Origin of the sequence: Streptosporangium sp. NPDC051023, from assembly GCF_040689595.1 — a bacterium.
Taxonomy (GTDB): Bacteria; Actinomycetota; Actinomycetes; order Streptosporangiales; family Streptosporangiaceae; genus Streptosporangium.
Window position 1 is genome coordinate 1 of record NZ_JBFBCE010000105.1, and the last position, 20,157, is coordinate 20,157.

Here is a 20,157-nt window from a genome sequence, read left to right on the forward strand (position 1 = left end):
CCGGGGCCCGGTCACCGTCCACGGCGTGGACAAGTTCCCGCGGATGGTCGACTACGCCGCTCGCCGGGCACACCCCCACTCTCAGCCGGTGTGGATCAGGACGTCGTCATCGCGGAGGCCGCGCGCCGCGTCCTCGGTGTTCGCCGGGACCGGTCTCTAGGGGAGCTTCCACTCGACCGGTGTCACGCCCTGCTGCTCGAGGAGCTCGTTGGCGCGGCTGAAGGGGCGGGAGCCGAAGAAGCCACTGCGGGCGGACAGGGGGCTCGGGTGGGCCGACTCGATGGCCGGGGTTCTGTCGAGCATCGGGCGCAGCGAGCGGGCGTCGCGGCCCCACAGGATCGAGACCATCGGCTGGTCGCGGGCGACGAGGGCCTTGATGGCCTGCTCGGTGACGTCCTCCCAGCCCTTGCCCCGGTGCGAGGCGGGCTTGCCCGGCATGACGGTGAGCACCCGGTTGAGCAGCAGCACGCCCTGCTCGGTCCACGGGGTCAGGTCGCCGTTGCTCGGCATCGGCAGCCCGAGGTCCTCGGTGAGCTCCTTGTAGATGTTACGGAGACTGCCCGGGATCGGGCGCACGTCGTCGGCGACCGAGAAGCTCAGGCCGATCGGATGCCCCGGCGTCGGATAGGGGTCCTGGCCGACGATCAGCACCTTCACCTGATCGAAGGGCTGCTGGAAGGCGCGGAGCACGTTGGCCCCCGCGGGGAGGTACTGCCTGCCCTCCGCGACCTCCTTCCGGAGGAACTCGCCCAGCTCGGCGATCTTCTCAGCAACGGGTTCCAGGGCCTTGGCCCACCCGGCTTCCACAACTTCGTTCAAAGGACGTGCGGCCATGCCGAAAACCCTATCGAGGTTTGAGACCCGGTACGGCTCGCATGGCGAATCCGTGCGCCGTACCGGGCCTGCCCCTTTATTTCACCGAGCCCGCCATCATGCCCTGCACGAAATACCTCTGGAATGCGAAGAACAGGATTAACGGGATTATCAGCGACAGAAAGGCACCAGGAGCAAGGATGTCGATGTTGGTTCCGAACTGCCGCATCTGGGACTGAAGGGCCTTGGTCATCGGCTGGTTCTCGGGATTGGCGAAGACCAGGGCGACGAGCAGGTCGTTCCAGACCCAGAGGAACTGGAAGATGCCAAGCGAGGCGACCGCGGGCTTGGCCAGCGGGAACACCACGGTCGAGAAGATCTTCCACTCGCCCGCGCCGTCCATCCGTGCCGCTTCGAGCAGCGAGCGCGGAATGCCCGCGAAGAAGTTGCGGAGCAGGAAGATGGCGAAGGGGAGACCGAAGGCGGTGTGGAAGATCACCACACCGGCGATGGAGCCGAAGATGCCGAGCGTGCCGTACAGCTTCGCGATCGGGATCAGCGCGACCTGGACCGGCACGACCAGCAGGCCGATCACGATCAGGAACAGGGTGTCCCTGCCGGGGAACTCCATCCAGGCGAAGGCGTAGGCCGCCATGGCGGCGATGCCGATCACCAGGAGGGTCGTCGGCACCGTGATGAACACGGTGTTCCAGAACGAGTCGGTGAAGCCGGTCGCCAGCAGGTTGGAGTAGCTGCTGAAGGTCAGCTCTGCCGGTTTCGTGAGCGCCGTCCACCAGCCCGTCGAGTTGTTCTCGGTCTCGGTGCGGATCGAGACCACGAACAGGCCGAGCGTGGGGATCAGCCAGAACACGCCGATCACCACCAGCAGCGCCTGGAGCAGGCCACCGCCCGCCCGGTCGAGGAGCCTGCCGAAGGCGCTGCGCCGCGGAGCGCCGAGAGCGGAGGTCGTCACTGGTTGTCCCTCCTGAACCGGCGGATGTTGATGATCATGAACGGCAGGACGAGGACCAGCAGGAAGATGGCCAGCGCGCTGCCGAGCCCCTGGTTGCCGCCGCCGCCGAACGAGACCCGCCACATCTCCAGCGCGATCACGTTCGCCTGGGGCTGCACCGATCCGGGGGCGATGACGAAGACCAGGTCGAATACCTTGAGGGTATTGATGATCATGGTTACGAACACGACCAGCAGCACCGGAGACAGGAGCGGTACGGTGATCTTTCGGAACACCTGCCACTCGGTCGCCCCGTCGATGCGGGCCGCCTCGAGCGCGTCGCGAGGGATGGCGGACAGGCCCGCCGCGATCAGCACCATGGAGAATCCGGCCCACACCCAGATGAACGCCCCGATGATCGCCGGGGTGATCAGGGTCGGCCCGAGCCAGGGGACCCCGTTGAAGGCCGCCTGGAAGTTCGACTGCGGCAGCCGTACGAGATAGTCGCCCTGGGCCAGGTTCGCGAAGTGGAAGGTCCCGTCGGCCTCGGTGGTGGCGGTGGCCTTGACCGCGCCGCCCTGCACTGCCTCGACGGTCACCCCGGCCAGCGCCTTCTCGGTGCCGTCCACCTGGTTGAGCGTGCCGCCTCCGCCCTGGGTGAAGTCCACCCAGACGGTGCCCGCCAGCTCACCGGGCCCCGGCTGCGGGGCCTTCGCCGCCGCCGCGGAGGAGAGGGTCGCCGGCTTGACCCCGACCAACGGGATGAGCACGGCCTGCCCCGGTCTGGCGGGCTGCCTGGTCACGACCGCGCCCTGCTGGAGGGCGACGGGCGCCTTGTCGTTCTCCCTGGGCCTGGCGTCCGGATAGCCCTGCGTCGAGCCGAACAAGTCCTGGACCGAGGTGATCACGGCGTTGGCCACGCCCCGGTCGGGATCCTGCTCGTAGACCAGCCTGAAGATGACGCCCGAGGCCATCAGGGAGACGGCCATCGGCATGAAGACGATCAGTTTGAACGCGGTCGCCCAGCGGATCCGCTCGGTCAGCACCGCGAAGATCAGGCCGATCACCGTGACCAGCGCGGGGGCGACCACGACCCAGATCAGGTTGTTCCTGATCGTGGTCAGGGTCGAGGAGTCGCTGAAGATCGAGGCGTAGTTGTCCGCGCCGACGAAGGTGTCGCCGGTGGCGTCGAAGAGACTGCGGAAGATCGAGTAGACGATCGGGTAGATCACCAGTGCGCCGAGGACGACCGCCGCGGGCAGCAGGAACACCAGCGACAGTGTGGGGGATGGTCCCAGCCTCGCGGAGCCGGTCCCCGGGCGGGCGGCGGTGCCGGTTTTGCCGGGGAGCGAGGCGGAGGGCGGGGGACCGTCGTGTGGTTCGGGAGAGGTCCCGGGAGTCTGTTCCGGTCCGGAGGAGGACTCGCGGGCGGCCTGCTGGCCGCCCCGCGAGCTCTGCGGGCCGTTTAACCGGTCGGTCACGGCCTTGCCTTCCCTTACTTCCAGGCCTTCTTGGCCTCGTCCTCGAGCTTGTTCTGGATCGACTTGATGTCCGAGGGGTTGCGGACGAAGTCCTGCAGGAGCTTCCACTCGCCCTTACCCTCGGTGCCGCCGAACGCGCTCGGCGCGAGGTCGGACATGTCGTAGCGGACCGCCTCACCCGCGGAGATGATCGTCTGGGCGAGCTTCTTGGTCAGCTCCGCCGGGTAGTTGTCCGGCGAGACGTTGCGGTTGGGGGACAGATAGCCGGGCAGCTTGGCCCAGATCTCGCCGCCCTCCTTCGAGGCGAGGAACTCCAGCAGCGCCATGCCACCCTTGGAGTCCTTCAGCGCGACCGCGATGTCGCCGCCCAGCACGACCGGCTCGGTGTCACCGGCCTTGGGGAAGGGGAAGTACTTGGCCTCCTCGCCGAGCTTGGCCCCCGACTGCTCCGCCGTGGTCGCGACGAAGTCGGCCTCGATGACCATCGCCGCCTTGTCCTGGCCGTAGACCTGGGTCGCACAGGTCGGGAAGTCGGTCTGCAGAGCGCCGGAGGCGCCGCCGAGCAGGAACTCCTTCTTGCCGACGAGCTGCCCGATCTTCTCCAGCGCGGTGGTCACGGTCGGGTCGGTCCAGGGGATCTCGTGCTTGGAGAGCTTGGTGTAGTTCTCCGGGCCCGCGGTGGACAGGTAGACGTTCTCGAACAGGTCGGTGAGGGTCCAGCCGGACGCGCCGCACAGGGCGAACGGCGGGGTGCCGGAGTCCGCGATGGTCTGGGCGGTCTTGATGAGCTCGTCCCAGTTGGTCGGCGGCTGTGCGCCCGCGTCCTGGAAGGCCTGGTCGCGGTACCAGATGAGCGACTTGTGCGCCGCCTTCACCATCACGCCGTAGACCTGGCCGTCCGCGGAGCCCAGTTCCTTCCAGTACGGGGTGTAGTTGTCGTCGATCTGCTTCTGCACCTCGGGGGTGAGCGGCTTGAGGGCCTTCTCCTTGGCGTACTGCTGGACCAGGCCGGGCTGGGGCAGGATCGCGATGTCGGGCGGGTTGCCGCCCTGGATGCGCGGGCCGAGGTAGGCGCCGGTGTCCTCGCCGGTCGAGGCGTAGTTCACCTTGGCGCCGGTCTTGGCCTCGAACGCCTTGAGCACCTGCTCGAAGTTGGCCTGCTCGGGGCCGGTCCACTTGGCGGCGACCTCGACGGTCACGCCGTCCAGGGTCTTGGCCGCGGGGGCGGGCGCCGACGCGGACGCGCTGCCGCTCGTTGTGGGTGCGGCCGACGGGGTCTGGCCGCCGCACGCGGCGAGCGCGAGCGCCAGTCCCGACAACGTCACCGTGGCGATGGATTTACGCATGCTGAGCGAACCTCCTGTGCTGGCGGAGCCGATGCGCGGATCGGTGGGAGAGAGCTTCGGGGAAACCGGCTGACGTGGGTCCGTGGTCTCCGCGGATGTTGCGTGGTCTGTGCGGATGTGCTGTGGGGTCGCACGCCGTGGGGAGACGGCGTGCGACGGTCCGTACGCCGTGGGGACGACGTGCGGGGGGATGACGGCTCGCCGGAGGGGTCGCCCCCGGTCACTGAGCCCGGATGATCTCGTTGAGCTGGCCCTTCATCGAGGTGACGACGTCGTCGCTCGTCTCGTCGAAGGGCGGGGTGAGCGCGTTGGAGACCGCACTGGCGATCACCAGGCTCAGCTGGTTGTAGTTGGCGCTCGTCGGCCGGGGCCGGGCGGAGAAGAGGCTCTCCTTGAGCACGGGAAGGTAGGGAAAACGCTTGATCAGGCCGGGGTCGTCGTACAGCTCGGCCCACACGGGCGGGAATGAGCCGTCGACGAGCACCCGGCGCTCGTTCTCCAGGCTGGTGAAGTAGCGGATGAACTCCACCGCCGACTTCTGCCGCTTGGAGTAGGCGCTGAGCGCGAGGTTGACCCCGCCCAGCGAGCTCGAGCCGGGGCCGTTGAGACCGGGAAGCCGGGTCACCCCGAACTTGCGGGCGATCGGCGAGGTGGTCGCCGGGCCGTACGCGTGCGGCCAGTTGCGGGCGAAGGCCAGGCGGCCCTCCTGGAAGGCCAGCCGTGACTCCTCCTCCTTGTAGGAGAGCGACTCGCGGGGGATCCATCCCTCCCGCAACCCGCCGACCAGGAAGTCGAGGGCGGTCTTCGTCTTGGCCACGTCCAGCGCGACCCGCGTGCCATCGCGGTCGAGGATCTGCCCGCCCGCGGACTGCACCGCCTCGGTGAAGTTGACGGTTAGTCCCTCGTAGGCGAGGAACTGGCCGGCGTAGCCGCCGATGCCGTACTTCTCGTGCAGCGCGCGGGCCTGCTCGCGCAGCTCCGCCCAGGTCGTGGGCGGCTTGAAGCCCTCCTTGGCCAGCAGGTCCTTGCGGTAGTAGAGCAGCCCGGCGTTGCTGGTGTACGGCACCGCCCAGAGCTTGCCCCGGTAGACGGCGGTGTCCGCGACCGAGGGCAGGAACCTGTCCAGCGGGAACATGCCGCGTTCGAGCGGCACGATCCAGCCCGCGTCGGCGAACTCCGCGGTCCAGACCACGTCGAGGCCGAGCACGTCATAGCGGTCGCTTTTGGCCTGCAGGTTGGCGACCATCTGCGCACGCTGCTCGTCGGCCGCCTCGGGGAGCTGAAGCAGGGTTGCCCGCTCCGCCGGGTGCGCCTGGTTCCACCGGTCGATCAGCGGTTGCAGGTAACCGGTCGTGTCGCGCCCGATCACGACGGTGAACGGGCCGCTGCCGCCGGATCGCTCGGTGTCCTGCGCGACCGCTCCCGAGCATCCCGTCACCAGGAGGACGGCGAGCGCTGCCAGAAGCCGGTTGCGCATGATCTTTCCTCCTCGTTTCCCGGCGGTTACATACGTGTTAGGTAGATGCATGCATGTTATGCACAGCGTTAATGTGGACGTCAACGGATAGTCCCGTAACGCTCAGGTAACGAGCATGTCGAGGAGGTGGGGGGTGAGGCTGTCGCTGCTGGCGCTCCTCGCGAAGGAACCTGCCCACGGATACGAGCTGAAACAGGCGCTTGAACAGATATTTGGCAGCGCCTACCCTCCGCCGAACATCGGGCAGATCTACGTCACGCTGGGCCGTCTCGAGAAGGACGGCCTGGTGCGCGCCGTGGACGTCGAGCAGTCGAACCGGCCGAACAAAAAGGTGTACTATCTGACCGCCGCGGGCCGGGAGGCCCTCGACGTGTGGGTCGACGAGCCGACCGAGGGCCCGAGGGTTCGTGACGAGTTTTTCATGAAACTCGTGCTGGCCCCGATGACCGGCATCGCCGATCGGATGGCGCTGATCAACCGCCAGCGGCGTCACTATCTGGGGCTCATGCGCGACCTCAACGAGCTGGCCGACCGCACGGATCGGGGAGACTATGTCGCGCTCCTGTTGATCGAGGGGGCCATGCTGCACCTGCAGGCCGACCTCGACTGGCTCGAACGCTGTCAGGAGGACCTTTCGTGAGCCTTCCCCCGGTCGTCAACACGGTCAACCTGGTCAAGATCTACCAGAACGGGGGCGTGCCGGTCCCCGCTGTGCGGGGGATAGACCTGCGGGTCGAGGCGGGGCAGTTCGTCGCGATCACCGGCCCCTCCGGGTCGGGCAAGTCGACCCTGGTGCACATGCTCGGCGGCCTCGACGCCAGGACCAGCGGCGAGATCTGGCTGGACGGCAAGCGGGCGGACACACTGAGCGAGAGCGCGTGGGCGCTGCTCCGGCGGCAAAAGATCGGCTTCGTCTTCCAGTTCTTCAACCTGGTCGCCAACATGACCGTGGCCGACAACGTCGAGCTGCCCGCGCTGCTGGCCGGGGCCTCCGCCCGCGAGGCCCGCGAGCGCAGGGAGCACCTCCTCGGCGAGCTCGGCCTGACCGACCGCGCCGACGCCTCGCCCGCCCAGCTCGCGGGCGGCGAGCAGCAGCGGGTCGCGCTGGCCCGCGCGCTTGCCAACAAGCCCAGCCTGCTGCTCGCCGACGAGCCGACCGGCAACCTCGACAGCCGCAACACCCGTGACGTCCTGCGCCTGCTCGGTGAGGTCCACCGCGAAGGGCAGAGCATCATCCTGGTCACCCACGACGCCAGGGTGGCCAGCCTGGCCGATCGGGTGGTCTCCCTGCTCGACGGTGAGATCGTCGACGACGGCGTCATCGGAACCGGCCGCCGCCGCCCCAGGGGAACCGCGGGCGACGTCGTCGAGCTGAGGGGATAGCCGCGGTGCCCGAAGCCCTCCTGGACTTCTCCTGGCCCCCTCCTGGCCCGCTCCCGGGCCCGGACCCGAGCAGAGGAAACACGACGTGAGCACCCTGCGGGCCTCGGTCAGATGGGTGAGGGCCGACCTCAGGGCGCGGCGTGGACAGGCGCTGCTGACCGTGCTCGCGGTCGCGGGGATCGTCACCGCCCTGATCACCTCGGCGACGCTGCTCGAAGACGGGACCAACCCGTGGCGAGGGCTGTTCATCGAGTCCAAGGGCGCGCACGTCTGGCTCCACACCAGGGACGCCCCGGACGTGGCCGCGCTGTCGAGGCTGCAGGGCGTGGTCCGGGTCGCGGGGCCGTACCGCGCCGCGCCGGTGATGCTCACGATGGACGGCAGGAGGTCACCGGTCGCGCTGCGGGGCATGCAGGCGCGGCTGCCCGCCGTGGCCGTGCCGCTGGTCCGCCAGGGGCGGTGGCTGCGCTCGGGCGACGCCGACGGGGTCGTCGTCGAGCGGTCCTTCGCCGAGGCGCTCGACCTGCGGGTCGGCGGCCCGTTCACCGTCACCGCGCTCAACGGCGCCGTGCACCCGCTGATCGTCGTCGGCCTGGCGGACACGGCCGACCAGGGCTTCTACCCGGAGTCGACGCCCGGTCTCGCCTGGACCCTCACCTCGACCCTCGCCGGCGTCGAGCCCGCGCTCGGCCGCAGCGAGTCGGTCACCGGGCTCAGGCTCGCGGACGGGGAGGACACCCTGCCGGTCGTGCACGGCGCGGTCACGATGCTGGGCGGGCAGATCCAGCGCATGTCGACCTGGCGCGAGGTCCGCGCCTCCATGGAGCTGGACAACAGGCTGCTCGGCCTGCTGCTCGCGCTGTTCGGCGGCGCGGGCCTGGTCGCCGCCGCGCTGGCCATCGCGAACGCCGCGGGCGGCCGGGTGCTCAGCCAGACGCGTGACATCGCCACCCTCAAGTCCCTCGGCTACACCAGGGGCCAGATCTTCGGTCTGCTCATGGCCGAGCACGGGGCCCTGGGCCTGCTCGGCATCGTCATCGGGCTCGTCTGCGGCCAGTTCGCCGCCTCGTTCGCGCTCGAGGGCATGCCGATCCTGCCGCTCTCCCCGGTCCCGCTGCTCGCGATCACCGCGGGCACCGCCGCGGTCGTCCTCGTCGCGGTCGCCCTGCCCGCCTGGCGTGGCGGGCGCACCGCGCCGATCCCCTCCGCCCCCGCCGCGCCGCTGACAGGCCACCTGTCACGGCTGGCCAGGCTGGCCCTCCTCGTACGGCTGCCGCCCGCCCTCGTGCTCGGCACCCGCGACGCCTTCACCAGACGTGTCCCCGCGTTCCTGAGCATCTTCGGCCTCGCCGTCCCGATGATGATGATCACGATCGGTCTCGGCTGCTGGGCCACCCTCGACGACTTCCTGCGCCATCCCGAGCAGGTCGGCCAGGCGGCCGCGCTCACGGTCCGCTCGGACAAGCTGCCCGCAGAGGACGTCGCGCGCGCCGCCAGGGCCGACCCCGGGGTCGCGGCCGTCTACCCGGGCAGCGAGGTTTCCGCCCTTGAGCCGGAGCAGACCAGGAGCGTGCTCGTGCGCGCCCTGGGCACCTCTGCGGAGCCGTACCCCTTCTCCGTGGTCGAGGGGCGGATGTTCGCCGACCGCGGTGAGGCCGTGGCGGGGCAGGGGCTGCTCGACCTGATGGGGGTGCGGATCGGCGACCGGGTCAGGATGACGGTCGGTGGCACGCCGCTGATCGTGCACATCGTCGGCCGGGTGGTCGAGCCTGAGCAGGACGGCGAGGTGCTCTCCCTCGGGATGGACAGCCTCGCCGCGAAGGACGCCGTGCCGCCGCAGTTCTACAGCCTGGTGCTCAAGCGGGGCGTCGACCCCGCGACGGTCAGGGCGCGACTGCTCGCCGCCTCCGGTGAGGCGCTTGAGGTGCAGCGGGTGGTCAACCCGGCGGAGCGGCTCTCCGTCATCCGCGGGGTGATCGTGGCGTTGATCGTGGTGCTCTCGCTGCTCGGCCTGGCCAACCTGCTGACCGCGAGCGCACTCGGCCTGCGCGACCACGCACTGGACCTGGCGGTGCTCAAGGCCATGGGCCTCACCCCGAGGCAGGTGGCCGCGACCCTGGTCACCGGAACCGGGCTGCTCGTCGTGCTGGGCGTGGTCGCGGGCACCGCCGCGGGGGCCTCGCTTGTCGGCGGCCTGATCGACCTTGAGGGTCACAGCAGCGGCGTCGGTGCGGGCATCGGCCGTACACCCTCGTTCCTGACCCTGACCCTCGCCGTGCTCGCGGCGATCGGGGCGGCACTGCTGGTTGCCCTGATCCCGGCGAGGAAGGCCGCCCGCGCCCGGGTCCCGGTGACGGCGAGATAGCCGGCGCGGTGCCCCGGCGTTTCGCCGGGGCCGCCCGAGCACGTGGCGACGGGCGGTGACGACGGCACGTGGCGGCGGGCGTGACGGCAGAGACGGCAGAGACGGAAAAGGTGTGGCACGGCAGGCCGTGCCACACCTTTTCCGAAAAAACCGTTAGTGGCGGGTCAGGGAGAACCAGTAGAAGCCGTGGCCCGGCAGGGTCAGCAGGTACGGCAGGCTGCCCACCTGGGGGAACGGCACGCCGCCCCGGGCCTCGACCGGCGTCATGCCCTCGAAGCGCCGCAGGTCGAGCTCGACCGGCTGCGGATACTTCGACAGGTTGTTGACGCACAGCATCAGGTCGTCGCCGTCCTCACGGATGTAGGACAGCACGGCGGGGTTGCTCGACCACAGCTCGTTGTAGACGCCGGTGCCGAAGACCGGGTGGTTGCGGCGGATCTCCAGCATTCTCTTGGTGAAGTGCAGCAGCGAGGCGGGGTTGTTCTGCTGCGCCTCCACGTTGACCGCCTGGAAGCCGTAGATCGGGTCCATGACGGCGGGCAGGTAGAGCCGTCCCGGGTCGGCCTGGGAGAAACCGGCGTTGCGGTCGGGACTCCACTGCATCGGGGTGCGGACCGCATCGCGGTCCTCAAGCCAGATGTTGTCGCCCATGCCGATCTCGTCGCCGTAGTACATGACCGGCGAGCCCGGCAGCGAAAGCAGCAGCGCGGTGAACAGCTCGATCTGGTCCCTGTGGTTCTCCAACAGCGGGGCGAGGCGACGCCGGATGCCCAGGTAGGCCCGCATACGCGGGTCCTTGGCGTACTCGGCGTGCATGTAGTCGCGTTCCTCTTCGGTGACCGTCTCCAAGGTCAGCTCGTCGTGGTTGCGAAGGAAGATGCCCCACTGCGCGCTGTCCGGGAGCTTGGGCGTCCTGGACATGATCTCGGAGATCGGCTCGCGGCTGCCGCGCCGTACGGCCATGAAGATGCGCGGCATGAGCGGGAAGTGGAAGGCCATGTGGCACTCGTCGCCACCGACGGACGGGTCGCCGAAGTACTCGACCACGTCCTCCGGCCAGCCGTTCGCCTCGGCCAGCAGCACCCGGTCGGGGAAGAGGCGGTCGACCTCGGCGCGGACCTTCTTCAGGTACGCGTGGGTCTCCGGCAGTCCGGAGCAGTCGGTGCCCTCACGCTCGAAGAGGTACGGCACCGCATCCAGGCGGAAGCCGTCGATGCCCAGGTCGAGCCAGAAGCGCAGCACCTCCAGCATGGCCTCCTGAACCGCGGGGTTGTCGTAGTTCAGGTCGGGCTGGTGGTGGAAGAAACGGTGCCAGTAGTACTGCTTGCGGACCGGGTCGTAGGTCCAGTTGGACTCCTCGGCGCCGATGAAGATGATCGGGGCGTCGGGGTAGCCGGTCGGTTCGTCGGCCCAGACGTAGAAGTCGCCGTACGGCCCGTCGGGGTCGTGGCGCGAGGCCTGGAACCACGGGTGCTTGTCACTGGTGTGGTTCATCACCAGGTCGGTGATGATGCGCAGGCCCCGCTCGTGCGCCGACTCGATGAGCTGGACGAAGTCCCCGAGATTACCGAAGTCCGGGAGGATCTTCATGTAGTCGGAGATGTCGTAGCCACCGTCGCGCAGCGGCGACTCGTAGAGGGGCAGCAGCCACAGGCAGTCCACACCGAGCCACTGGAGATAGTCCAGTTTCTCGATCAGACCACGCAGGTCTCCGGTGCCGTCACCGTTGGAGTCCTTGAACCCGCGGACCAGCACCTCGTAGAAGACCGCTCGCTTGTACCACTGCGGATCCGCCGAGACGAAGTCTTCGGGCACGGATTCCGGGCAGGGGGATGCATTCATCGTGTTCTCGCTCACAGTGAGAAAGGGCAGGACGAAGTCACCGGATTGTCCGGCTCATGATGTTTGATGACCGCGCTGGCGGGAGCCGTCATCCCCACGAGCTCCGTGCCCTCGGTGGACCGAATTCGTGGTTCGGTGCCATCCGTTGTGGCGCTTTCTTGGGCCGAAGACTACCAGCCACGTGAGTGCGCCGAAGCCCCCTCAAACGGGTATCCACCTCTGGGCGCCGTGGAATCCGCGCGAACATCGCGCCATCCGCTCGTAATCGCTCCGCTACGTTGCGTTCTTTTGTGGGAGTGCGCACTGCGCGCTGCGGTGACCTCACCGTACGTCCCACTCGGCGCGCTCTGGTGCCCGGGGTGGGTGCATGCCCGTGTGCGCCGGGATTTCCGGGAGCGGAATCCCGGTGGCGCGCACGCGCGCGCGACTCCGTTTCCCTCCGAGGTGGCTCCGTGAGGGGATTCGGTCGCTCACTGACGGTCATGTAAAGGTAGGACGATCCTCCGGGGGAACCCGTCATCAAAAGCCCTGAAGTTTTACCTTAGAAAGGCAAAAGTTCGTAAAATCCCCTTAAGGGAGATCGTTTTCCTGGGTGCGGAACGAAAGGCGGCCTTGCCGGGTCCCGCGCCGCGCGGGACCGGCCCCCCGGGGCGAGGGCCGGGCTCAGAACCGGGCTCAGGACCAGGGCGGGGCGAGCTCGGGCAGCCGGGTCTCGTAGTCGCCGAGCCAGGCCCCGAACAGCACCAGGCTTCGCACCCAGAACCGGTCGTTCCACCCGTTGAACCGGGCCAGGCCGTCGGGCCCTTCCGCCACCACGGCGTGCAGCGGCTCGGACAGCAGCGAGGGAACCAGGTCCGCGACCCGGGTCAGCATCCGGTGACCGTACTCCCTGGCCGGCGCGGCGGCCGAGCGCAGCGGGACCCGCTGCAGCGGCTGCTTGACCACGTTGGTCGAGGGCAGGGCGGCGACGCGCGGGTTGGCCGCGTGCAGCAGCTCCCGGTAGAAGCGGCCCTGCGCCTTGCGGGCCACGCCGACGGAGAGCGCGGCGTCGAAGAAGGCCGGGTGCATGAACGGCGCCGCGAACGAGACCTCGGGGCCGACCAGGTTGACCGGGGAGCGGGCGATACCCCGCGCCGTCCTGGTGTGCAGGACCGACAATGGAAGCTCGGCCCGGTGGCCGTTCAGCATCGAGGTCGCCTGGGCGAACGCCGCGCCGACCGACGAGGTGATCCAGTCCGAGGCGTCCTCGGACAGGAACGGCACGGACGGGGTGCCGAGTGCCAGCGAACCGAGCAGCGCGGCCTTGCGTTCGGCCTGCGAGGAAGCCTCAAGGGCGGCCCCGCTGACCATGAAGTTCTTCAGCAGCGGGCCTCCCGCGAGCCCGTCGACCAGGGTGCGGCCCGCCCGGTGCACCTCGCGGGCGAAGGGGGTGTACCAGGCGTGGTGCGGGGTGAGGAACTCAAGGCGCCGCGCGACGGCGAGCGCGTCCTCGGGGTAGGCGGCGGCGTCCTGCGCGATCACGCGGTGTGGCACGCCCAGCTCGCGGGTGATCGCGCGGGCGAAGGCGATGTCGGTGTCGGTGCCGTCGTCGGGACTGGTCGTCCACGACTCGACATCGGCGCCCCTGGCCGTCGCGACCGAGCACAGCAGCCGCGAGTCGTAGCCGCCGCTGACGGGCACCAGCAGGGGCCGCCCGTCGAACTCCTTGTAGACGTCGTGCAGGATCTCCAGGATCTCCCCGGCCGTGTGCCCCGCGTCGAACGGCTCCTCGCGCAGCCACCTGGGCAGCGTCCGCCGGGTCGAGATCCTCCCCGACGCCCGCTCGAAGACCAGTGCGCTCGCCCCCGCCAGCCGCTTGACCTGGGAGTACGGGGTGTCGTCCCGGAGTGGGAAGGTGAGCTGGATGATCGAGGCCCAGGCGTCCCAGTTGACCTCGTACGGCGTGCGCGCCAGAGAGAGCAGCGGTTCGAGCAGGGAGGAGAAGTAGACCGCCTCCCCACGGAACAGGTAATAGACGTCGACGAGGCCGAGCCCGCCCGCGTGCAGGGTGACCCGGTCGCCGTCGTCCATCAGGCCGGGCGTCTCGAACTCCTCGGCCACGCTGATCCACGACCCGGCCCCGACCGGCCTGCGCTCCCCCCAGGCGAACGCCCAGGTCCGCTCGTCCCGCCGGTACGGCGCCAGCGGCGAGGAGCTGAACAGCGCCGCCTCCGGCGCCCTCAGCGCAGGCCTCACCCGCGGCCCCGCGGCCCGCAGCGTCTCCAGGGCGACCTCGTCGAGGTGGCCGATGCCGCCGCAGACGTACGGCCTCACATTGAACGTCGGCCACTGCACCGTGCTGACTCCTCCGTGTCGCGATTGACCAAAGGGTATCCTTTGCCCGGCTCAGAAATCGGAGGACGGCGTGGCGGACGGGCAATTGGAAAGCACGCGACTGGCGTTGCGGGAGGCCATGGCCCAGGGAGAGCGGGCCGCCGAACTGGCCAGGCTGCTCACCGCGGCCGAGGCGAGGATCGCCGAGGCGGAGAGCGCCACAGCCGAGCTGCAGGGGCTCCAGGAGCGTCTGAGCGAGGCCGAGGAGCGTCTCCAGGCCGCGCAGGCGGCGGAGGAGAAGCTCCGCAGGGACCTGGCCGAGCAGCGCTACCAGGCCGAGGTGGCGAAGTGGAAGCTGTCCTCGGTGCAGGTGGCCCGCTGGTCCAGGCTCGGTGACGCCATCAGGACCGGCAAGAGCAACCCGGTACGGCTGGCCCGTGGCCTGCGCGGAGCCGCCAAGCCCGCCAAGCGCCCGGCGGCGCCGAAACGCCAGCCGATTCCGCAGCGGGCGGCGGGCAAGTCGGTTCCCGGCGCGGCCTTCCAGGCGACCACGTCGACCAGGACGGTCGGCGGCAGGTCCGTCAAGCTCAAGCCTTTCCGCGTGCCGACGGGCCCGAACACCCGCCCGCACCTGACCGTCGCCGTCGTGGCCGAGCCGCACGCCGAGGCGCTGCTGCGCTACGAGTGGCGGCAGACCACCGGGTTCACACCCAAGGACTTCGCCAGGGTGCTGGCGGCCGAGGTCCCGCACCTGCTGCTGGTCGAGTCGGTCACCACGGGCCCGTGGGCCGAGGAGCTGGCCGAGCCGGGCGAGGGCCTGCGCGCGCTGCTCGCCTGGTGCGCCGAGCGGGGCATCCGCACCGTCTTCTGGCACACCGGAGGCGAGGCCGACAGGTTCGCCCCCGCCGCCTCGCTGTTCGAGCACGTCGTCACCGCGCTGCCCAAGTCCGTGAGCGCGTGGGGAGCGGCCCTGGCCTCACGCGACCCCGAGCCGGGACGCCGCTCGCCCTCGTTCGGCCTGCTGCCCTTCGCCGTACAGCCCCGCGTGCACAACCCGCTGCCGCTGGCCGGAGACCGGTTCGACCGGGTGCTCGGCCTGGACGAGCTGCTGCCCGGTCACCTGTCGTATCCCGACGTGCTCACCTCCTACCGGTGGCCGAAGGCCGTCGACTGCCCGCCGGGTACCGAGGCGTGGCGGATGGCCGAGCTGGCCGCCTGCGGCACGCCGATCGTGGCGTCGCGCTCCGCCGAGTCGGCGCGGCCCGCCGAGCCCCTCCCGCTGGGGGAGACGCCCGACACCGGCGCGGACGCCCGCAGGGCCCACGCGGCGCTCCGCCAGGCCTATGTGTCGGGCACGATGAGCCAGAAGGTGGACGACCTGCTCGACGTGGTCGGCCTGCCCAGCGCCCGCGCCACCCTGAACATCTCGGTGATCATGATCGACAGGGGTGACCTCGACCACACCCTCGCCCAGGTCGCGCCGCAGAAGGGCGTCGTTCAGCTCGTGCTGCTCTCCGAGGCGGAGGACGCCCTGAAGCGGGCCCGCGAGGTGATGCCCAGCGGGGTCGAGGTGGTGGTCCGCCCCGCGGATCCCGAGCTGACCACGGGCACCATGCTGAACCGCGCCCTCGACCTGTGCCAGGGCGACCTGGTCGCGGTCATGGACGCCCAGGACCTGTACGGCGAGCACTACCTGGCCGACCTGGCTCGCGCCTTCCTGTTCACCACCGCCGACATCGTCGGCAAGGCGGCCTACTACGCCCACCTGCGCGACGTCGCCGCGACGGTGCTGCGCCAGCCGTCCGCCGAGTACTCCTACCTGCCCGAGGTCGCGGGAGCCACCCTGCTGGCCCGCCGCGCCGTCCTGCGCAGCATCGGGTTCGCCGACGTCTCCGAGGGCTGGGATCAGGTGCTGATGCGCCAGTGCCGTACCGACGGGGTCAAGGTCTTCTCCGCCGACCGCTTCGGCTACGTCCGCCTGCGCGACCGTGACCGCTGGCTCCTGGGCTCTGCCCAGCTCGTCACCTACGGCCCCCCGGAACCCCACGCCCTGGCCTGAGTGCCTGAGCCGTACAGGGCCCGGCCGGGTTCCGTCCCGGGTCAGCGGGGGCGGGGCTCACCGTCGCGGTCGGCCGCCGCGGTCATGGACAGCAGTGTCATGGCGTCGTGGTCGGGGGTGCCGGGCGAGGCCTGGTAGATCGTCAGCCGGCGGCCGTCGGAGAAGCGCAGCACCTCGTACTCCAGGGTGAGAGAGCCAACCGCCGGGCGGCGGATGCCCATCCGCCCATACATGACCAGTTCCTGCGAGAAGTCTTTCACATGCGTTACTCTCAGGAATGATTCGCCACTCTGGGTAATTGGCCTATGTGAGGGCCTGGTGCGTGCGCTGTACGGCTTTGAGATCGAGCATGAGGTCCGTGAGTGGCTCGACAGTCTGAGCGACGGCGACTTCAAGCGGGTTGACGAGGTGGCGGGGTTCCTGGCGGAGAAAGGGGCCGAACTGGGAGGTCCGTGGGCAGATCACTTGGAAGGAGGAGTTTGGGAGTTGCGGGTTCGGCTCCGTGACATTGCGGCTCGGCTCACGTATTGGTGTACTCCGGATAGGACAATCGTGTTGCTCACGGTTTTCCGCAAGACCAAGCAGCATGATCAACGGCAGATCGACAGAGCGGTTCGAGCGCAGAAGATCTGTGAACGCGACCATCGGGGGCCAGTGGCCGAGATCTACGAGAGGAAGGTGTGATGGCCGGTTATCACACCCGTTGGGTGCGGCCTGAGCCTCAGGCTGAGGATCCCGAGCGGATCATGATCCGGGAGGCGCTTGCCTTCGGTAAGGCTCTGTACGACCGCCGTAACGCACTTGGGCTGACTGTCGCGGAGCTGGCCGAGCGCGCGGATATGGCCGAGGACGACATCGAGTGCATCGAAGAAGGGGGTGTCGCGCCGACGATCGCTCTGCTACGGCATCTCGCCGCGGCCTTGAACGCCGATGTTCGTCTCACCGCGGGGCATGACCTGGGCTCGGTGTGGTTCGAACCGCACGCGGCCTGATCCCTGGACACCGATTGCCCGGCCTGCGGCGGCCTGTCAGCACCGGGCGGCCTTGCGGGTGTCGGCGTTTCATCGGCGGTGCGCGAGGGGGCTGGAGATGGACTCCGTCATCGTGGGCGTCATCGGGACACTGCTGGGTGTCCTGATCGGTGGCTTCCTCCAGCAGGCCCAGGCGTCGCGTACGCGAAGGTGGCAGCAGGCCGACGCGCTCTCCACCGCGAAGCGGAGGGTCTACACCGAGTTTCTGCGGGCCATCAGTGCGAGCTACGCCCAGGCGTTGTCCGGCCAGAGGACCCGCTCGGAGGACGCCAACCTCCTCGCGGCCACAGCCGAGATCGAAATCCTCTCGGGCGGGGAGGTGGCCGAACCGGCCCGGGATCTCGCCGACACGGTGATGAGGGTGCACGCTCGGATAGCCGACGGTGCCGGGGTGGCCGAGTCGGCGGTGGAAGACGTCGACCGGCAACGGCACCGGGTCATAGACCTGTTCAAAGCCGACCTCGGAATCAAGGCCCGTCCCTAGCCGTACTGCCCGGGCGGGTTCGAGCGACCGGTGGCCGGGAGGAAAACCGGTGTGCGCGAAAGTGGCCCGGCTGGGTATCGTGCCTGTCATGTCGAGCCCAGAGGCATCCAGGGTGGGGGCTTTCGGTCACCCGTCAGCCCCCTGAACCACCGAACAGTCCTGTCCCGCCGCACAGCGGTGGCAGACGACAGGAGCAACCAGGCCGCTGACCGCGGTGACGAGACGTCTCATCCGATCTCTCATCACCTCGGGATTTCTCGATGCCTCTATCTCTCTATCTGCTCGCCGTGGCCCTCTTCGCCATGAGTACCTCGGAATTCATGCTCGCCGGTCTGCTGCCGGGCATCGCCGCCGATCTCGGCGTTCCCGTCGCGACGGCGGGACTGCTCACCCCGGCCTTCGCCGTCGGAATGGTGGCGGGCGCCCCGCTCATGGCGGGACTCGCGCGCCGGTGGCCACGGCGGTCCAGCCTGCTGGGCTTCCTCGGCCTGTTCCTGGCCGCACACGTCCTGGGCGCCTGCACCGGCGACTTCACGATCCTGCTAACCACCCGGGTCATCGCGGCGCTCGCCAACGCCGGATTCCTGGCGGTCGCGCTCACCGTGGCCGTCGAACTGGTCCCCCCCGACCGGAAGGGCCGGGCCCTGGCCGTCCTGCTGGCGGGCACCACGATCGCCACCGTCGCGGGGGTCCCCGGTGGGGCCCTGCTCGGGACACTGCTCGACTGGCGTGCCACCTTCTGGGGGATGGCGCTGCTGTGCCTGCCCTCGGCGCTCGGCGTGGCGCTCGGCGTTCCCGTCGGCACGGGACGACCGGACGGGGCGGCGGGCCCGGACCTGCGCCGGGAACTCGCCGAGCTACGGCGTCCGCGACTGCTCCTGGTCCTGCTGCTGGGCGCACTGGTCAACGCCGCGACGTTCGGCACCTTCACCTTCATTGCTCCGATCGTCACCGACGTCGCCGGGCTGGACCCGTTGTGGGTCTCCGTCGTGCTGGTGCTGTTCGGTCTGGGATCCTTCGTCGGCGTCACCGTCGCCGGGCGGTTGTCCGACCGGCGGCCCGGTGTCGTCGTCGCGGTCGGCGGGCCGCTGCTGCTCGGCGGCTGGGCCGCCCTCGGCCTCGTCGCGTCCACCCCGATCGCCCTGTTGGTCCTCGCGTTCACCCAGGGGGCGCTCTCCTTCGGCGTCGGGAGCACGTTGATCGCACGCGCGCTGTACGAGGGCGCGGGAGCGCCGACCATGGGGGGCTCCTACGCCACCGCCGCCCTCAACGTCGGCGCCACGGCCGGTCCCCTCATCGCCGCCGCCACGTTGAACACCCGGTCGGCCGAACTGGGGCCGGTCTGGGGTAGCGGCGCCCTGGTCGCTGTCGCGCTTCTCCTCGCTCTGCCCTTCCGCAGGGTTCTCGGACCCGGCGATCCCGGGAGTGGTGCCACCGGAATGCGGCAGAAACGGGCCGCGGGCTGAGGCGGTCGCCGGTCAGCGTCGGCCGCGGCGATGTTCGCGGCTGTCGCGGAGTCGCGCGTAGCGCGTTTCCGCGCCGAGGCGGATCATCATCATCCGTACGGTGGGCTCCCGGCGGCCGGTCGCCGGGAGTGTTCATTCCGGCGTATGTTCCAGCAGGCGCTGGGCCAGGCGCCGGACGGCGGTGCGCAGTTCCTGCGGTGACAAGATCGTGAACGGGAAGCCGAGCCCGGCGAGCATGGCGGCCATACCGTCCAGGGACTCGGCACGCGTCCGCAGGAGGACTCCGTCCGGTGTGTCGCTGAGTGTGGCCACCGACGGCGGGATGCGGCGGGCCGCCTCGGCCAGGGGAACGTGCAGAACGACCTCGACAACGTGCGCGTACGGTACCTGGGCCAGCGAGGCGGTGACCTGCCGCACCGGGTCGGACTCCTCGGGGATCTCATAGGAAGCCGTCCCCGGGACGACGGAGGAGATTCGGTCGACGCGGAAGGTGCGGATCTCGCCGGACCGGTGGTCGTGGCCGGTCACGTACCAGCGGCCGGAGTGGAAGACCAGGCCGTGGCCGTCCAGTTCGCGTTCGGTCTGGGAGCCGCTCCAGGAGCGGTGGCGCAGGGTGACCCGGCGGCGGTCGCGGATCGCGGCGGCCAGGGTCAGCACGGCCCGGCTCGCGGGCGTTGGCGCCGCACGTTCGGCGAGAGTGAAGTCCAAGGTCTCCTCCAGTGCGCCGACCTGTTCTCGCAGTGTGGCCGGCAGCACCCGCCGGATCTTGGCCAGGGCGGCTTCGGTCGCCTCGGCGGCAAGGCCCAGGCGGCGTCCGGCGAGCAGGCCGAGAACCACGGCGGTGGCCTCGTCGTCGGTGAGCATCAGCGGCGGCAGCTTGTAGCCGGGCATCAGCTGGTAGCCGCCGTAGCGGCCGCGCTCGGCGGCGACCGGGATACCCAGTTCGGCGAGCCGGGCGGCGTAACGCCGGACGGTCCGCTCGTCCACCCCGAGCCTCCGCGCCAGGTCGCGGCCGCCCAGCCCGTGGTGCGCCTGGAGCAGTTCGAGCATCGCCAGCATCCGGGTCGCCGGATATGACACAGGTCACCCACTTAATCCGGGCGGATTCTGTCCGCTATTGGCTTTAGCGTAGCGACATCGGCTCA

Annotated in this window: 17 protein-coding genes; 8 read left to right on the forward strand and 9 right to left on the reverse strand. The window is 69.8% G+C overall.

All coding sequences use genetic code 11. The features are described 5' to 3' along the window. Positions 1 to 156 precede the first annotated feature (156 nt). The 5 genes from AB0395_RS41565 to AB0395_RS41585 form a co-directional block, all read right to left on the reverse strand. Positions 157 to 834, reverse strand: coding sequence for a uracil-DNA glycosylase (locus tag AB0395_RS41565; protein ID WP_366291711.1), 678 nt, complete (start codon positions 832 to 834; stop codon positions 157 to 159). Between the two features lie 76 nt (positions 835 to 910). After that, positions 911 to 1,786, reverse strand: a complete 876-nt coding sequence (locus tag AB0395_RS41570; RefSeq protein WP_366291714.1) for a carbohydrate ABC transporter permease — start codon at positions 1,784 to 1,786, stop codon at positions 911 to 913. Then, entirely contained in the window at positions 1,783 to 3,246 is a 1,464-nt protein-coding gene (locus tag AB0395_RS41575) for an ABC transporter permease subunit (protein ID WP_366291717.1), read from the reverse strand. The genes AB0395_RS41570 and AB0395_RS41575 overlap by 4 nt, the downstream gene beginning before the upstream one ends. A 14-nt stretch (positions 3,247 to 3,260) precedes the next feature. Then, a complete protein-coding gene (locus AB0395_RS41580; RefSeq protein ID WP_366291720.1) occupies positions 3,261 to 4,592 on the reverse strand; it encodes an ABC transporter substrate-binding protein in 1,332 nt (443 codons plus the stop codon). A 220-nt stretch (positions 4,593 to 4,812) separates the two neighbouring features. Next, positions 4,813 to 6,069, reverse strand: coding sequence for an ABC transporter substrate-binding protein (locus tag AB0395_RS41585; protein ID WP_366291723.1), 1,257 nt, complete (start codon positions 6,067 to 6,069; stop codon positions 4,813 to 4,815). Positions 6,070 to 6,202: 133 nt separating this feature from the next. Between AB0395_RS41585 and AB0395_RS41590 the strand changes: the two genes are divergently transcribed. From AB0395_RS41590 to AB0395_RS41600, 3 genes are all read left to right on the forward strand, one after another. Further along, the gene (locus AB0395_RS41590) at positions 6,203 to 6,709 is read left to right on the forward strand and encodes a PadR family transcriptional regulator (RefSeq protein WP_366291726.1); all 507 of its coding nucleotides are present in this window, start codon (positions 6,203 to 6,205) and stop codon (positions 6,707 to 6,709) included. Continuing rightward, on the forward strand, positions 6,706 to 7,452 hold the full coding sequence (locus tag AB0395_RS41595; protein ID WP_366291729.1) for an ABC transporter ATP-binding protein: 747 nt from the start codon (positions 6,706 to 6,708) through the stop codon (positions 7,450 to 7,452). Before AB0395_RS41590 ends, AB0395_RS41595 begins: the two co-directional genes overlap by 4 nt. Positions 7,453 to 7,537: 85 nt before the next feature. After that, positions 7,538 to 9,817, forward strand: a complete 2,280-nt coding sequence (locus AB0395_RS41600) for an FtsX-like permease family protein (protein WP_366291732.1) — start codon at positions 7,538 to 7,540, stop codon at positions 9,815 to 9,817. A gap of 153 nt (positions 9,818 to 9,970) precedes the next feature. Here AB0395_RS41600 and treS read toward each other — a convergent pair whose 3' ends face one another. Together treS and AB0395_RS41610 are read right to left on the reverse strand one after the other, a co-directional pair. After that, a complete protein-coding gene (gene treS / locus AB0395_RS41605) occupies positions 9,971 to 11,659 on the reverse strand; it encodes a maltose alpha-D-glucosyltransferase (protein ID WP_366291734.1) in 1,689 nt (562 codons plus the stop codon). Between the two features lie 675 nt (positions 11,660 to 12,334). Then, complete coding sequence (locus AB0395_RS41610) at positions 12,335 to 13,993, reverse strand: asparagine synthetase B family protein (protein ID WP_366291737.1); 1,659 nt, start codon at positions 13,991 to 13,993, stop codon at positions 12,335 to 12,337. An 85-nt stretch (positions 13,994 to 14,078) separates the two neighbouring features. On the opposite strand from AB0395_RS41610, the gene AB0395_RS41615 reads away from it, so the two are divergent. Further along, positions 14,079 to 16,031, forward strand: a complete 1,953-nt coding sequence (locus tag AB0395_RS41615) for a hypothetical protein (RefSeq protein ID WP_366291739.1) — start codon at positions 14,079 to 14,081, stop codon at positions 16,029 to 16,031. A 41-nt stretch (positions 16,032 to 16,072) separates the two neighbouring features. Here AB0395_RS41615 and AB0395_RS41620 read toward each other — a convergent pair whose 3' ends face one another. After that, positions 16,073 to 16,291 (reverse strand): hypothetical protein, encoded by a 219-nt coding sequence (locus tag AB0395_RS41620; protein ID WP_366291742.1) that lies wholly within the window; start codon positions 16,289 to 16,291, stop codon positions 16,073 to 16,075. 58 nt (positions 16,292 to 16,349) lie between these two features. Here AB0395_RS41620 and AB0395_RS41625 point away from each other — a divergent pair, with 58 nt between their 5' ends. From AB0395_RS41625 to AB0395_RS41640, 4 genes are all read left to right on the forward strand, one after another. Beyond that, on the forward strand, positions 16,350 to 16,715 hold the full coding sequence (locus AB0395_RS41625; RefSeq protein ID WP_366291745.1) for a type II toxin-antitoxin system RelE/ParE family toxin: 366 nt from the start codon (positions 16,350 to 16,352) through the stop codon (positions 16,713 to 16,715). Continuing rightward, entirely contained in the window at positions 16,715 to 17,023 is a 309-nt protein-coding gene (locus AB0395_RS41630; RefSeq protein WP_366291748.1) for a helix-turn-helix domain-containing protein, read from the forward strand. Before AB0395_RS41625 ends, AB0395_RS41630 begins: the two co-directional genes overlap by 1 nt. Before the next feature lie 97 nt (positions 17,024 to 17,120). Then, positions 17,121 to 17,546: a hypothetical protein gene (locus tag AB0395_RS41635; RefSeq protein ID WP_366291751.1), complete on the forward strand. Its 426-nt coding sequence runs from the start codon at positions 17,121 to 17,123 to the stop codon at positions 17,544 to 17,546. Positions 17,547 to 17,806: 260 nt separating this feature from the next. Continuing rightward, positions 17,807 to 19,012 carry a Cmx/CmrA family chloramphenicol efflux MFS transporter gene (locus tag AB0395_RS41640; RefSeq protein ID WP_366291754.1) on the forward strand — a complete coding sequence of 402 codons (1,206 nt, stop codon included), beginning with the start codon at positions 17,807 to 17,809 and terminating at the stop codon, positions 19,010 to 19,012. A gap of 132 nt (positions 19,013 to 19,144) precedes the next feature. Here the strand turns inward: AB0395_RS41640 and AB0395_RS41645 are convergent, their stop codons facing one another. Continuing rightward, on the reverse strand, positions 19,145 to 20,092 hold the full coding sequence (locus AB0395_RS41645; RefSeq protein ID WP_366291757.1) for a YafY family protein: 948 nt from the start codon (positions 20,090 to 20,092) through the stop codon (positions 19,145 to 19,147). Between the last annotated feature and the right edge of the window lie 65 nt (positions 20,093 to 20,157).

Bases quoted from the DNA above. Each gene is read 5' to 3' on its own strand.
- AB0395_RS41565 (WP_366291711.1), bottom strand. From the start codon at position 834: ATGGCCGCACGTCCTTTGAACGAAGTTGTGGAAGCCGGGTGGGCCAAG.
- AB0395_RS41580 (WP_366291720.1), bottom strand. From the start codon at position 4,592: ATGCGTAAATCCATCGCCACGGTGACGTTGTCGGGACTGGCGCTCGCG.
- AB0395_RS41585 (WP_366291723.1), bottom strand. From the start codon at position 6,069: ATGCGCAACCGGCTTCTGGCAGCGCTCGCCGTCCTCCTGGTGACGGGA.
- treS (WP_366291734.1), bottom strand. From the start codon at position 11,659: ATGAATGCATCCCCCTGCCCGGAATCCGTGCCCGAAGACTTCGTCTCG.
- AB0395_RS41630 (WP_366291748.1), top strand. From the start codon at position 16,715: ATGGCCGGTTATCACACCCGTTGGGTGCGGCCTGAGCCTCAGGCTGAG.
- AB0395_RS41635 (WP_366291751.1), top strand. From the start codon at position 17,121: ATGGACTCCGTCATCGTGGGCGTCATCGGGACACTGCTGGGTGTCCTG.
- AB0395_RS41640 (WP_366291754.1), top strand. From the start codon at position 17,807: ATGCCTCTATCTCTCTATCTGCTCGCCGTGGCCCTCTTCGCCATGAGT.